Source organism: Chitinophaga ginsengisoli (assembly GCF_003014595.1).
GTDB classification, from domain to species: Bacteria; Bacteroidota; Bacteroidia; order Chitinophagales; family Chitinophagaceae; genus Chitinophaga; species Chitinophaga ginsengisoli.
The window spans coordinates 244,308-258,675 of sequence record NZ_PYGK01000002.1; the positions used below are offsets into that span (position 1 = coordinate 244,308).

Genomic DNA, 14,368 nt, shown 5'->3' on the forward strand with positions numbered 1-14,368 from the left:
CACGTTTGTTGGATAGCGGAAATCCCCGGCAAAAGGCTGCGTAAACATGCATGGTGCTTTTTTGCCACATTCACAGCATATTTTCACTTATTGCATTTTCTGCGGCCAGCGATTCCCGCTATCGTCAATACATTCTTAGTTTGATTTTTGAACATTAAGGAATCATCGTTTTTCCGTAAATAATATCCGGAAAAACGTAAAAACTGACAATACGCTGACAGAATAAAGGACATTTCCGGGCTTATAAAATGTTACATATCCGCTAAACTGCGGCACTGTTGTCTTTTTCCCCTGTCTTTTTCAGCGATGAATAAGCACTTCCAGGCAGCTTTATGGCTTCCCGGCAGCCCAGAAAATAGCATTACGGAACAAAGTAAGGTAGGCATTGTTCTCAAACAGGTCAGGCGAATGGCCCATGAAGATATAAACGTTACGGGCCTTATAAGCGGTATTTGTCCATATTACCGGATGATCGCCCATTTTCTTTTCCGAGGCAGGTTGATAGGAGTTTTCGTCCACACTGGCCAGTACATGCACGGAAGAACGCGGACTCCTGTCGTAGGTATACCACTCTTCCGTTTTTACATTGAATACGGCGGGTACACCTTTCAATACCGGATGCGCGGCGTCTTCCACATGTACATCACCTGCTGCAAAATCGGCGATATAATCTTTGAAGCGGATCTTTCCCATGAACTCATAAAACCAGGGCCATAAACCATATCCATCAAACTCTCCCAGTAAGGTAGCGTGATGAAACCCTATCCATCCGCCCTTCCCTTCAGATATATACTGCTCAAAGGCATTCACTGCCGCCGGTTTCCAGGCATAAGGAGGATAATCCAGCTGGATGAACAATTGGTATTGCGCCAGGAAAACACTATCTATCCTATCGGTGTTATTGATGTAATCAATGGCAAAACTACTGTCGGCTGCCAGCTTGTCCAGCCACACCCTGGCGGCTTTAGAATAAGCGATATGATGCCCGCCATTCTCCGCCAGCACCAGCACGCGGAAACGGGGTTTAACAGGTTGCATGGCCAATAAGGAACACAGGCCTGCCATAATGGGAATGAAGAGGAGGATCTTCCTACAAATACGTTGAAACATGGTTATTGTGATGATTGTGATCCTTACAAAATAACACATCCGGCCCAATAATGCTATAGCCGTATCATATGACGAGATACGCCGCTTTCAGCCATCATCAGATAGATATATGGCAGATTATCAATTGGGGCATAGTATTTGGGGTTGCCTAGTTTATTACAATCATAAAAAAGGTTTACAAATGCCTACTTCAAAACAAACAACAGCAAAACCAGCAGCGAAAAACACAACAAAAGCAGCTCCGGCTAAGGAATCTGCGGCTAAAAAACCAGCCAAAGAAGCCGGCAGTAAAGGCCTCAAAGCACCTTTGACGCCCAGCCCGGAATTAGCAGCTGTAATTGGTAATGATCCGCTGCCCAGAACTGAAATGACTAAAAAAATCTGGGATTATATCAAGGAACATAATCTGCAGGATGCGCAGAACAAACGCATGATCAATGCTGACGAAAAACTGAAAAAGGTTTTTAACGGCAAGAGCCAGATCTCTATGTTCGAACTGGCGAAAGAAATGAATCAGCACGTGAAATAATTGTCAGCCCCTTATCTTATTAATTTATTAATACGAGGGTTCCTTGTTGTTTTTATGGGTTGTTACCTGCACTCGTGTGTGGGCAACAACCCATCGATAGCGTTGTATCCGTCCCTTATCGCTGAACATGCCCCTTCCAGATCCCACCCCGATTACCTACTTCCACCACAAAACCATCTCCCCACAACGCCACTTTTCTCTATTACTCATTAACATGGTGTTAACTGATTTCTAAGAAAAAAAAATTTCCTTTGCAGGTATTCAACCTAATTGCGTTTTTATCAAGACCTTATTGTAACACCAGACATTAAACCAAGGACGATCAGATCATTATTTACCGTATCCTGAATAGCACGTAGTATTCACCATTCCACACAACCTCAAAATATTATGAAAAACAGCCGTATTCCCACGTTTACGCTGTCCATCGATTGGGAGGACTTTGGACAATTATTATGCAGAGATCATTGCTCGCTGGTCACACGACCGCTTAAAACGATTGACAGACAAACAAACATTATTCTTGACACTTTATCCCAGACAAACCAAAAAGCTACTTTCTTCATCCTCGGTATGCTTGCGCAATACCGCCCTGACCTGGTGAAAAAGATCGCCAGCCAGGGACATGAAATTGCAATGCACGGTCAGCATCACATCAACATGCGCAGTCTCAATAAAGCGGATGCATACAGAGACCTGTCGGACTCTTACAAACTGATAACTGACATTATAGGAGCACCTGTATATGGTTACAGGGCGCCCTATTTTTCTATTGATGAAAGTAACCTGTATGTGCTGGAAATACTGTCTGAGCTGGGCCTCATCTATGACAGCAGTATCTTCCCCATTAAATTAAAACGGTATGGCATCGCCAATTTCGATACAAACGATCAACTGTATCATTTACCGAATGGAAGATCACTCGTAGAACTGCCGTTGACGGTGATAGACTGGAACCGGAAGAAGATCCCGGTGGCCGGTGGCGGGTATATGAGGCTCTTTCCCAAGTTCTATCTGGATCGCGTTTTCAGGGAACTGAATGACAGACAGCAAAATGTCATGTTATATCTGCACCCCTACGAATTCGACACGCGGCATATAAACTGCAGGGAAAATTACCCGGCAGGCACCAGTTACTCCAAAACCAAAACATTTCTTACAAATATGCGCTGGAACCTGTTCAGAAGTTCCATCCGGCCCAAAATAAACGCTTTACTTCAAAGTTATAATTTCATTACCTGTTTAAAAAAAGCTGAGCATGTCAAAACACGTACACACAGCCCAACAGTACTGGGATGTCCGCAGTGATTTATTTGCCAATTATTACAAAAAGCCTTCCCTCTTCGACAAGATATTCAGGCAGGCAGTCTACACACGTACGGCTGTTGCACTGAAAACAATACAGGAATACAATCGACCCACTGTATTAGATATAGGTTCAGGACCGGGAGTGAATAGTGTTACCTGGTTGAAGAACTCAGATGCTTCCTTCCTGCTGGGAATTGATTTTGCAGAATCAATGAATGAATATGCAAGAAAATATGCGGCTGCAGAAGGCGTTTCCAATCGCTGCAAATTTATCGAAGGGGATTTCATGAAGCATGACCTCGACAAGCAGACCTTTGATGTATCAGTAGCGGCAGGCGTATTGGATTATATTCAGGATGCCCGTTCATTTATCAAAAGGATGGATGCCGTTACCAATAAGGCATTTGTAGTGTCCTGGCCAAAGAACGGTCTCAGAATGGCGCTGCGCCGGTATCGTTATACCTGCTCTGTTTATCACTACACTGAAAAAAGTATACGGGACCTGCATGCCAGCTGTAATATTAAAAACATTGAAGTAGTTACTACCGGTGCAGGCTGGGTAACTATCGCCAGGAAAAAATAATATCCGGTATGCAATATAAAGCCCGTCAGATCATACCTGACGGGCTTTAGTGCTATCTGCCAACAACATCTCAGATGGCCTGATTCCGGAGATATACCTTATCGGCCGTTTGTAATCTATCTGTTACAAATGCTGTATCCCTGATGTAGATGGTATTGAAATCACCAAAGGTGTCACATTTACTAAGTGCTTTCTTAAACGGATCGTACGTATAAGGGTGGAAGCCATATCCCAGCAACGCCTCATGATTCTTCTTATTTTCCACGCCATACCGCTCGCTCAGTCCATTTAATTCAATGATAATACCTTTCAGGCTTTCATTCTGCAAGGTCTGTTTTGCGCCTTTCAACACCTCCGTCTCGAAGCCTTCCACGTCAATTTTCAGGAGTATAGGAGATTGATGTTCCAGTACATTATCAAGCGTATCTATACTGATCTCTACCGTATCTGCCGCCTCTTCTCCCACCACTACATGATTGGTCGTATCCAGGGAAGTGGTGAAATTCACTACTCCTGCAGCCGACCCTAAAGCGATGTTTAAAGCATGGACCCTGTCGCTCATATCATTGATGCGGATATTCGCCAGCAACTTCGCATAGGTGCCCGGAGCAGGTTCAATAGCGATCGTTTCTGCTTCTACATGAGCGGAAGCCAATACGGTATATCCTCCTACATTGGCGCCCACGTCTACAAAAAGATCTCCTGCCCTTAACAGATGGAGTAAAAAGCTCATGTCCTGGAATTCATGCAGACCACAATATAAATTGCCCGTGGCCCCGGACATACCCTTTTGTACAATCAATTTCGATTTTACAGTAAACGGATAAATGACAGGATACGGCGTCAGCCTGGAGGAAATCTGCCAGCCAATAAATCGGCAAATGGTCTGGAGCTTACGATCCGTACTTAAAGGATGATTGGCCAGAAATTTCAACGTGTTAAGAAGACTCATGGGATTGGTGCTGTTATGGAGTTTATACGGGGTAAAAAGACATATTATGACAGTCCTCGCGTGTGTTGTTCACTTATCAGGATGTATTCCTTACTCTCTTAGAAAAATTGCATTCCGTCTTCAAACTACGATAAATTTCTGAGCCGGAAAATTTTTTCCGGCTCCAGCACTTCAACCTCATAAGTCTACCTGATCAGCACCAGGGATCCCTGTTGTTTCATCGGTTGACCTTTACTATCGGTATACGTCAACGCCCATACATAACTGCCTGCCGGTAAATACATCCCTTTCTGTGCGCCATCCCAGCCTATCTCCGGATCATTCGTTTCGAATACGAGATTCCCCCATCGCCCGTAAACAGCCAGCCTGAATGCTGTCACCGCATCATTTACTTTCACCTTGAACACATCATTCATCCCATCTCTGTTCGGACTGAAAGCCGTTGGTATATACACCGCACAATCCCGCGTTTCCATCTCAATACCGGCCTGCCCTTCTACTATACAACCATGACTATCTGATACAGTATAACGGTACCAGCCGGCCTCCAGCTGTTGCAATGTGCTGTCAGATTGTGTGATATGCTTCTCGGGAATACTATACCTGTAAGGAGGTGTACCACCTGCAGGTGTCAGGATGATCCGGCCATTATGTACACTACTGCAGCTGGTATTCTTTACCGAAACATCCTGCAGAAAAAGTGCAGGCGGATCAGTAATACGGATACCATCCAGCCTGTTGTAACAGCCATTCTCATCTTCCACTTTCATCGTATAATTACCGGCTGGTAAATGATCGAAGTCGGGTGTGCCGACACCATGAACAGCATTGTTCAAATAGTAACGGTATGGTGGCTGTCCGCCGGTTGTATTGATCTGTAAACTGTGCTGATCATCTCCATTGCATAAAGCGTCCGTCACGGTAAAAGAACTTGACAGATCGGATTCCACTATCTGCACTTTCCCCGAGATCTTCAAACCGGTTTTTGCCGTTACCGTCACTTTATACTCCCCAGCGGCAAGATTTGACAGGCGACTGCCCGTTTGCCCTCCCGGCTGCCACTCATAGGTAAAAGGGCCTGTTCCGGCTATTACTTTCACGGATATATTTCCTGTATTTCCCCCCTTACAGGTATTTGTTGCCGCAATACTGATCTCAGGCATTTCTCTCAGCTGTGGAGATAAATTGTCTATCAGCGCCACTACCCCGTATTTACTATCGCATGCAGTGGATGATACAGTAGCATACACCGACAGATATTTGTAATCAGCAGAAGGATTCAGATTAGCGGAGTAACGCTGCCAGCTGGTATGATAGAAGTCACGGGAATTCCACAACAGCTCAGCCGTATCTCCCGGCGTATTTCCTCCGTACACAGATACGTTGCCATAACATCCCTTGTAAACATAAGCAGCGTAATAAGCCAGGTCGAAGGACATATTATAGGATCGTCCTCCCCGCATAGGCATTATCAGTTCCTGCGCAATGCCTTCCAGGTATCCGGGTCCGCTGTGTAATCCTACATAAGATTTACCATCTGTAGGTGGCACATTTACCCTATACATGCCCGGTTGCACGTCGGGCGTCTGTGCCGCAATGACCCAGCCTGCAGGCGCTTTATTATCCTTGGGCTTATCTTCCAGTGAAGGATTGACCAATGGTATATCCTGCGCTATTACATAGTGGGCTGACATACCGGCAATAAATAAGCAAGAGATAAATTTCAGGCCGGCATAGGTTAATCTGTTTCCTCCAACAAAGAATGAGTGGCATGCGCTCACAATCTTCCATTGCCGGGGCAGACGGACAATGATTTTCATAGGTTCATAGGATAGGTGTCGTACTACTTATACGTAGTATGATGATAAATTAGTCTGGAATAATAGTCGGAATCAAATATACAAAAGTTATTATATAACCCTTACTGGTAGCATTAATATTTTTAAATTTTACAATACATGAACAATGGAATTTCAATTGTTTTGTGGGACTACCAGTCATTCCCAGCCACTGTGGCTCTTGAAAGAATAGAATTAGCTGGCAGCGAATAGAGGAGGTCGCTCTTTAAAGATTGTAGTAATCTTAGTCTCTCTTGTCCCTCCGGAGAGTTTTTGCCGCCCTGTTTATACTTCTTATAGGCAACTACGGAGTCTCTGTAAATAGTCCACATCTGCGTCAGCCTGGCCACCAATTGTCTTTGCTGATCTGTCTCGGCCAGTTTAGCTGCATCTGCCAGTAGTTTATCAGATTGGGTCAGATAATCATCCGGTACCTGCAGTAAATAAGACGGATCAAAAAATACTATTTTAGCGTGCACACCTGCATTGGCGCCGTTAGCGAATATATCCTGCGACCAGAACTTCTCCCAAATTGCATAATAAGCCTTCAGTTTAGGCCCACCCTGTTTGCCGGCCGCATTCCTATACCAGTCATCCAGCAGCGCGTCCACATCCTGGTTGGGGTTCCATAACAATTTAGCCATCACCCAGGGTTTAGGTCCTTCGCCCCAGTTGGGGTACAGCTCACCATAATAATACCTCACTTTATGTGCGTACCCCCATGCAAGGTATTCCTGCATAGAATGAAACCAGACTCTCGGCAATAAATACATAAAACCATACACATAATCATACCAGCCCAATGACGATGCCGCCTGCGCCCAACGTTCTGTCAGGTCCTGATCTGTCTTTTTAACGGAACTGGCGCCCCAGCGTAGTCGTTCAAAAGCAATGAAAGGAATGATATCTTTATCGACCTTATTATCTGAAGGAGGTTCAGCTACGGAAGTATAGGCAAGCACAGGATATTTCTTTCCCGGATACACCTTCCTCACCTTATTTACCACATCATTGGCCCAGGCATAATACTGATCGGAAAAATTGGAAAATCCTACTGCGTTCTTCACACTTAAACTCCGGGCATTATTACCTGATTCATTAAAGTTCTGGGAGTCATTAATACCAAGGGAGTAATTCGTTGCATCTTTATGCTGACCGAACCAGCTGACAATCTCTTTCGATGCGGCATCGGCGATGCCATTCGCCGTAAAGTCAGGCTGCCAGCCCTGATCGTTATTAGTCTGAGGCAGGATCTTCTTTCCCTTTACCTCCGGATAAAACTCAGGATTAGACCTGGCAAACTTCTCCGGTGGAAACAGGTTCCTCAGGTTATGAGAAGCGTCTACCCGGCTTCTTAGCCTGTTGAACCGCCCCCATTGATTCATCGGAATGGTATTTTTGTCTATCCAGATAGGAGATATTGCGCGTGACAGATACGCGGGATTGTCGACAATCTTAACAGTAGGGACCTGTAGTGTGCTCAGTTTAGGAACCACTGTTCCCACGTCGGTAGGTATCAGCCATCGCACCCCTACAAATCTCTCCAGGAAATCATATACCCCGAATTCCGTCCCCCAGTCGCTGCCACCGAGAATAACAAAATTATTCCCATCGACCGACTGCAGGATGAATCCATCTTCATCCAGGTTTCCGTTGTCTATACCTCTATAAGCGCCTTTACCCACATACAGGTTAGATGTCCCCTGCGCCGCGTTCCGGATAGGCAGCGTAGCGCCGGTACTCTTTTGCAGGTATTGCTGTAACATCTTCGCGGCAAACTGTACCTGGTCACTCGCGTCTTTCGCGATAACGATCCCTGCTACGGCCACATTGTTTTTCACAAGGACGATGGCCTGTGCGCTGCTGATAAAAGCGCCTGATAATACTGCCAGTAATAAAAATGTCTTTTTCATGTTCACGTTTTTTTATCACGCAACCACATCTTTATTCTGTTGTATCCTTTCCCTACACCTTCTGCGGCTGCATTACTTCGTTGAATATATTGATAACCCTATCGAGGTCATTTTGAGTGAGGTTTGATCCGCTGGGCAAACAAAGCCCCTGATCAAACAATCTTTCCGAGGTACCATTCTCATAAGCAGGAGCGGCTTCAAACACCGGTTGCAGATGCATCGGTTTCCATAAAGGCCTTGATTCTATATTTTCCTTCTCTAATGCAAGTCTCAGGTCTTCCCGGGTAACGCCGTTACTTTCTGCGGGATTGACCAATATTGTAGTCAGCCACCTGTTGGAATAAAATCCCTCCGGTTCTATAACAAAAGTAATGCCCGGAAAATCGCCCAGCTGATTTAAGTAATATTCATGGTTAGCCCGTCTCTGCGCCACCCGCTCGTTCAGTACTTCCATCTGCCCTCTTCCTATGCCTGCGCATACATTGCTCATGCGGTAATTATACCCTATCTGGCTATGCTGATAATGTGGTGCAGGATCCTTGGCCTGTGTAGCCAGGAAACGTGCTTTTTTAATCAGTGCTTCATCATTCCCTGTTAAGGCTCCGCCGCCACTGGTGGTAATGATCTTATTGCCGTTAAAACTGAGTATGCCCAGTTGACCGAAGGTACCACAGGCTTTACCCCGGAAAGTGGAGCCCAATGCTTCCGCAGCATCTTCCACCACGGGAATATCATATGCGGCCGCAATAGCCATTATTTCATCCATTTTTACGGGCATTCCGTATAAATGCACCGGAATGACCGCTTTGGGCTTTTTGCCATGCGCTATCCTGTCCTTAATGGCTTCTTCCAGCAACTCCGGGTCCATCCCCCAGGTGTCTTCCTCACTGTCTACAAACACCGGTACCGCACCCTGATAAACAATCGGATTGGCAGAGGCAGCGAATGTCAGACTCTGGCAGATCACCTCGTCATCTTTTCCAACGCCCAGTAAAATAAGTGCCAGGTGTAAAGCCGCCGTTCCGGAGGATAATGCGGCCACATGACCTGCTCCGGTATAAGTGGCCAGGTCATGCTCAAAACCGTCCACATGAGGTCCTAAAGGCGCAATCCAGTTAGTTTTAAAAGCCTCCTGTACATATTCAAGTTCCTTGTTGCCCATATGGGGAGATGAAAGCCAGATTTTTGTATTCACGTGTAATGTTTAAAGTTTTTGTATTGACTCACCGGGGATCATTCCCGGTAAATTTCTCCATAGAAACTGATGACGCAGAACTGATACCTTCGGATTGTATTACCTTCAGCACCGTCATCCGCAGGATCTTCACATCCAGCGCAAAGCTGATATTATCTACATAGTAGGCATCATATGCAAACCGCTCAGACCAGCTCACGGCATTTCTGCCATTCACCTGCGCCCAACCCGTAATACCCGGTTTTACGTTATGCCTTTTCCATTGCAGGTCATTGTACAATGGCAGATATTCTACTAATAAGGGGCGGGGGCCTACCAGGCTCATATCCCCTTTTAAAACATTCAGTAACTGTGGCAGTTCATCCAGGGAGGTCTTTCTGATAAACTTTCCTACCGGGGTCAGCCTTGCCTCATCAGGCAGCAGTTGTCCGTCAGCCGCCCGTTTATCATTCATTGTTTTAAACTTGACCACTCTGAATACCTTTCCATTCCTGCCGGGCCGGGGTTGCAGAAAGAAAGGCTTTCCATCATTGGCCCAATAGAGGAATATAGTAAGCACCACCAGCAAGGGTGAGAGCACTATCAGCCCTACAAGCGCTATCGTGCTGTCCAGTAATGGCTTAATGATCTTACTATACAACTGCATTGCTCAGTCTACTGGTTTTTATTATTTTCTGTTGTATGAAATCTATATATCGTAATGCCAGTACCTGCCTGTCAAAATTCTGCTTCGCATAAGCAAAACCATTCTCTCCCTCTTTCACGATCCTGTCTGGCTGTAACAGGTATTCCCGGATGATACGGTTGTACTCAGCAATATTCTCAGGCTCCACATAAGCGCCTGCCTCCGCTGTTTCCACCAGCTCCCGGGATACGCCATCAATAGCCATCAGGATAGGCTTTTTACAGGCCATATAATCAAACGTCTTATTGGAGTAAACTGTTTTGAAAGTATCTGCTTTCTTTAACACGGAAGCGCCCATTTCAGACGCCAGTATGTATTTAAACACCTCCCGTTTAGGCACCGGATCGAGGAAACGTACATTTGTCACCTTCATTTCCTCCGCTACCTGTTGCAGGCGCTTTTTGTCCATTCCCTGGCCGATCAGCAGGAACAGTACAGGCGTATCTTCCAGTTGCTTACCTGCTTTCAATACCTGTTCCAGGTCATTGGCTACGCCGTGAGCGCCTACATAAGTGATCACAAAATGACCGTTCAGGCGGTGCTCCTCCCGGAATGCATCCCTGTCGAAGGTATTCAGCAGGTTGTCTGACAAGGTAAAGTCTGCCGCATTGGGAATGAAGATCAGCTTCTCTTCCGGTACGTTCTTTTTATCCCTTAAAGTATTGTAAAATGCCGGTGTCAGTACATTGATGAGAGATGCCTTCCGGTAAATGAAAGCCTCAAACCAACAAGCCAACTTTATGATCATTTTATTTTTAAGCACACCTGAATCAATAGCCGATTCCGGCCATAAGTCCCTCACTTCAAACAGGAAAGGCACACGCTTCGCCCGGGACAGCACATACCCAGAGAAGCCTACAAATAAAGGTGGTGAGGTAACGATCGCTACATCAAAATCGCCTTTTACCTTAAACAGTCCTGCCCATAAAGAAGAGAACATAAAGCAGAAATATCCCCATAAACGCCCCAGGAAGTTGCGGTTGTAAGACTCCGATACATGACACCTCCACACGGTTACATCTCCCTGCTGTTTCTTTACGAAATATTTCTTCTTGTACTCCGCACGTTTCTCCGAACCGTTGGCGTGCATCATCCCTGCCAGCACGGTTACACGATGGCCCTGATCAGACCATGTCTTTGTTATTTCATTCCACCTGGAGCCTCCGGGATCATCTTCTTCTAAAAAATACTGGTGAATCAGTAAGATCTTCATAACTATCTATTTAAACTTATCTCTGTGATGATTGCATACTGGTCTGTGGTAAATATGAACTCCCGGCTCTCTTCCCTTACGCCATACAGCGAAGAATAAGCCCCGGTCCTTTCCTCTGCCTTCAGTACATTTCCCTGCAGGTCCCTGGCTTTCCAGGTTATCGCTTTGGGCAATGTAGTATGCCATAGCTGACGCATTCTCAACAACGGCGGCTTGTTCATGATATAGTCTTCCACCCGCCAGAAAGGCTCGCCTTTTTTCTTCTTCACTACACGCCTGTGAGTAATGTCCGGTCCTGCATGCTGAAAAGCTGAGATGATCCCTTCCCATATATACTCATCCGTTGTTTCATACAGCGACGCATTTTTACTTTGCGTCCAGTTATACCAGATAAACCGCGGACCTTTCTCCATCTGGTCATAATCATCCAGCATCACCGTGTTATGGGAAGCCGTACCCATGAAATACCGCAAGGTCTGATCGTTGGTGTTATACTTATAACTGCCGGCATCCATCAGGATATTCTCTCCTTTATACCAGATGTCAAGGTGAAGATTGTCAGCCTGAGATGGTCTGTCACGGTGATCACCGCAACGCAGGAACGTGAGGGTATCCTGCTCCCGGCACAGGTAAAAACCACCATCCGGATAACTGAACAACCCATTCAGCTCCTTCGGAGCTACTTCTGTTTCCGCAGGTATTTTACCATACCAGTATACATCTTCGTAAATCCCCGGGAGTGCTGCATCAGTGTCCAGCACCACTGCCAGTGCCTGTAGCTGCGGCCGGTAATCGCGGTACTGCTGGTTATTCAACCGGAAGAACAGCGCGCCGTCATTGGCCCCGTAGTTGGGCAGCCAACCATTGCTGTCGTTCATACAGGAACGCAGGAACTGCACTGATTTCTCCGCCCGCTCTGTAACTACAGCTGGAAAGCTTTCTCCATTCAATTCACCGAGGCGGATGCCCCAGGTTAACAGCTGTACTACCACCCTGTGATAATTCATGGAGAACTGCAGATAACTGCCATCAGGATAGATCTGGTATTCCACCTCCTGTATCAGCCATTTCCGGCCCTTTTCCTTCCACATAGCCGCATTCGGAAATGCAGGATATAACAGGCCGCCCAGGTAGAGGGCCAGCGTTTCCGTGATCGCGTGGTTGTTTCTCACAGCAATCCGGGAGAAGTGGATGTTCTCATACACATGATGCAGCTGCCAGTAAATAGCATGCTGGATCTCTTCAAACACCTGTTCAGTGAGGTGGGCCGAATTGCGGTAATAGTACAATGCAAAGGTCCAGTTCAGCACCCGCAGACTTATCTCCTGACTACACTTGTAATGAGGCCCGCAATTCACCTTATTGCCCTTTATCCAGGAAAGGATATTGCTCAGCACAAAAGCGGCGCAATCCTCCTTAAAATGATAATCATAGCGAATGACGTCATACAGGTAGGCAAACCTCGCCCTCTCCCATACAAACTTGATATCGCCGGCTTTCTTGGAATAATCTTCTATCTCCGTCCAGTGTTTATCCCGTTCATACACGAAACCACTATCAGGATTTCTCATCCAGTCACTGTCAATACCCAGGTCTATCATCTTCCCGTTGAAGAACAACAGTTTACCGGCCTTTATCTCCTTATAACGGGTAGCAAGACCTGCCTCCGGATTACGGGGAATGGTCAGCTCTTCCCTGCTGCCGAAAAAGAACTTTACAGACTGGTTCTTCCAGCTGTCCAGCGACAGGTACCTCACCTTAGCCGGCGTGCCGGGAAAACGCTTTTTAAGCCTTCCTGTACGCCTGTTGAGTTCATACACAGACCGGAAAGCAATATATCTCCAGCCCATGTTATGCACCACCTTCATACCTTTCTGTAAGGTCTTCCAACTACTCATACTGCAGGACTATATTTTTCTTTAACTGCAAATATTTCCATCAGGCTTTCAATGATCCTCTCAGCGGCATGCCCGTCCCATAAAGGCGGGATACTGCCCTTTTTCCACTCACCCCTGAATAATCTTTCCATCGCAGGTTTTATAGCATGGGGATCTGTACCCAGCAATTCATTTGTACCCAATGTGCAGGTTTCCGGACGCTCCGTGCTGTCTCTCAGCGTCATGCAGGGCACCCCCATCACGGTTGTCTCTTCTGTAATACCACCGGAATCTGTAATAACAGCTTTCGCATTCTCCACCAAATAATTAAACTCCAGGTATCCTAATGGTTCTACCAGGTGTAGATTGGGATATGACAGCCGGCTGCTCTCCAGGTTCTTCGCTGTACGGGGATGCACCGGGAAGATGACAGGCAGTCCGTTGCTGTTGTTCATAATCTCACTGATCAGTAGCGAAAGGTTTTCCTGCACGTCCACGTTCGCAGGACGGTGCAGCGTCATCACCAGGTAACCCTGCGGTTTCAATCCGGCCGTTTCGAAGATGGCAGGCGCTGTAAAACGGCTACGCTGTTTCAGCAGGGTGTCGATCATTGTATTGCCTACGAAAATGATCTGCTCTCCTTCCTTGCCCTCTTTGCGCAGATTGGCGTTTGCTATATCCGATGTAGTGAAGAAATAGTCAGTGATCGAGTCTGTCACCATACGGTTGATCTCTTCCGGCATGGTAATATCCCCTGACCGGATGCCTGCTTCCACGTGGGCTACTTTTACCATCAGTTTTTTGGCTACGATAGAACAGGCCAGTGTAGAGGTTACATCGCCCACCACCAGTACCAGGTCGGCCCGGTGTTCCATCAGCTCTTTTTCAAAACGCACCATGATATTGGCCGTTTGCTCTGCCTGGGAACCGCCGCCAGCTTCCAGGTTCGCGTGTGGTTCCGGTATATTGAGCTGCTCAAAAAAAGACTGACTCATGTTCTTATCATAATGCTGACCTGTATGTACCAGCCGGTAATTGATCTCATATCCCTGTTGCTGCTTGTTTCTGATAGCAGCAATAATGGGGGCGATCTTCATAAAGTTAGGCCTGGCTCCGGCAATAAGCGTTATTTTCATTCAGTGATTTTTAATAATAGATGAACAAC

Annotated in this window: 12 protein-coding genes; 3 read left to right on the forward strand and 9 right to left on the reverse strand. The window is 46.3% G+C overall.

Annotation, left to right across the window (positions count from 1 at the left end):
- Positions 1-330: 330 nt before the first annotated feature.
- Positions 331-1,110, reverse strand: coding sequence for a ThuA domain-containing protein (locus CLV42_RS05480; RefSeq protein WP_106601343.1), 780 nt, complete (start codon positions 1,108-1,110; stop codon positions 331-333).
- Between the two features lie 109 nt (positions 1,111-1,219).
- Between CLV42_RS05480 and CLV42_RS05485 the strand changes: the two genes are divergently transcribed.
- From CLV42_RS05485 to CLV42_RS05495, 3 genes are all read left to right on the forward strand, one after another.
- Complete coding sequence (locus CLV42_RS05485; protein WP_245901501.1) at positions 1,220-1,639, forward strand: SWIB/MDM2 domain-containing protein; 420 nt, start codon at positions 1,220-1,222, stop codon at positions 1,637-1,639.
- A 390-nt stretch (positions 1,640-2,029) separates the two neighbouring features.
- Positions 2,030-2,947, forward strand: coding sequence for a polysaccharide deacetylase family protein (locus CLV42_RS05490; protein WP_106600895.1), 918 nt, complete (start codon positions 2,030-2,032; stop codon positions 2,945-2,947).
- On the forward strand, positions 2,898-3,530 hold the full coding sequence (locus CLV42_RS05495) for a class I SAM-dependent methyltransferase (RefSeq protein ID WP_106600896.1): 633 nt from the start codon (positions 2,898-2,900) through the stop codon (positions 3,528-3,530). The genes CLV42_RS05490 and CLV42_RS05495 overlap by 50 nt, the downstream gene beginning before the upstream one ends.
- A gap of 70 nt (positions 3,531-3,600) precedes the next feature.
- Here CLV42_RS05495 and CLV42_RS05500 read toward each other — a convergent pair whose 3' ends face one another.
- The 8 genes from CLV42_RS05500 to wecB all read right to left on the reverse strand — a co-directional run bounded on the left by CLV42_RS05500 (position 3,601) and on the right by wecB (position 14,339).
- Positions 3,601-4,263, reverse strand: a complete 663-nt coding sequence (locus CLV42_RS05500; RefSeq protein ID WP_170117406.1) for an FkbM family methyltransferase — start codon at positions 4,261-4,263, stop codon at positions 3,601-3,603.
- A gap of 404 nt (positions 4,264-4,667) precedes the next feature.
- The gene (locus CLV42_RS05505) at positions 4,668-6,302 is read right to left on the reverse strand and encodes a T9SS type B sorting domain-containing protein (protein WP_106600898.1); all 1,635 of its coding nucleotides are present in this window, start codon (positions 6,300-6,302) and stop codon (positions 4,668-4,670) included.
- Between the two features lie 170 nt (positions 6,303-6,472).
- Entirely contained in the window at positions 6,473-8,233 is a 1,761-nt protein-coding gene (locus CLV42_RS05510; RefSeq protein WP_106600899.1) for a DUF4838 domain-containing protein, read from the reverse strand.
- A 52-nt stretch (positions 8,234-8,285) separates the two neighbouring features.
- Entirely contained in the window at positions 8,286-9,428 is a 1,143-nt protein-coding gene (locus tag CLV42_RS05515) for a DegT/DnrJ/EryC1/StrS family aminotransferase (protein ID WP_106600900.1), read from the reverse strand.
- Between the two features lie 28 nt (positions 9,429-9,456).
- A complete protein-coding gene (locus CLV42_RS05520; RefSeq protein WP_317047978.1) occupies positions 9,457-10,074 on the reverse strand; it encodes a sugar transferase in 618 nt (205 codons plus the stop codon).
- A complete protein-coding gene (locus CLV42_RS05525; protein ID WP_106600901.1) occupies positions 10,061-11,326 on the reverse strand; it encodes a glycosyltransferase family 4 protein in 1,266 nt (421 codons plus the stop codon). Before CLV42_RS05525 ends, CLV42_RS05520 begins: the two co-directional genes overlap by 14 nt.
- Before the next feature lie 2 nt (positions 11,327-11,328).
- Positions 11,329-13,224 (reverse strand): alginate lyase family protein, encoded by a 1,896-nt coding sequence (locus tag CLV42_RS05530; protein ID WP_106600902.1) that lies wholly within the window; start codon positions 13,222-13,224, stop codon positions 11,329-11,331.
- Positions 13,221-14,339, reverse strand: a complete 1,119-nt coding sequence (gene wecB, locus CLV42_RS05535) for a non-hydrolyzing UDP-N-acetylglucosamine 2-epimerase (protein ID WP_106600903.1) — start codon at positions 14,337-14,339, stop codon at positions 13,221-13,223. Before wecB ends, CLV42_RS05530 begins: the two co-directional genes overlap by 4 nt.
- Positions 14,340-14,368 lie beyond the last annotated feature (29 nt).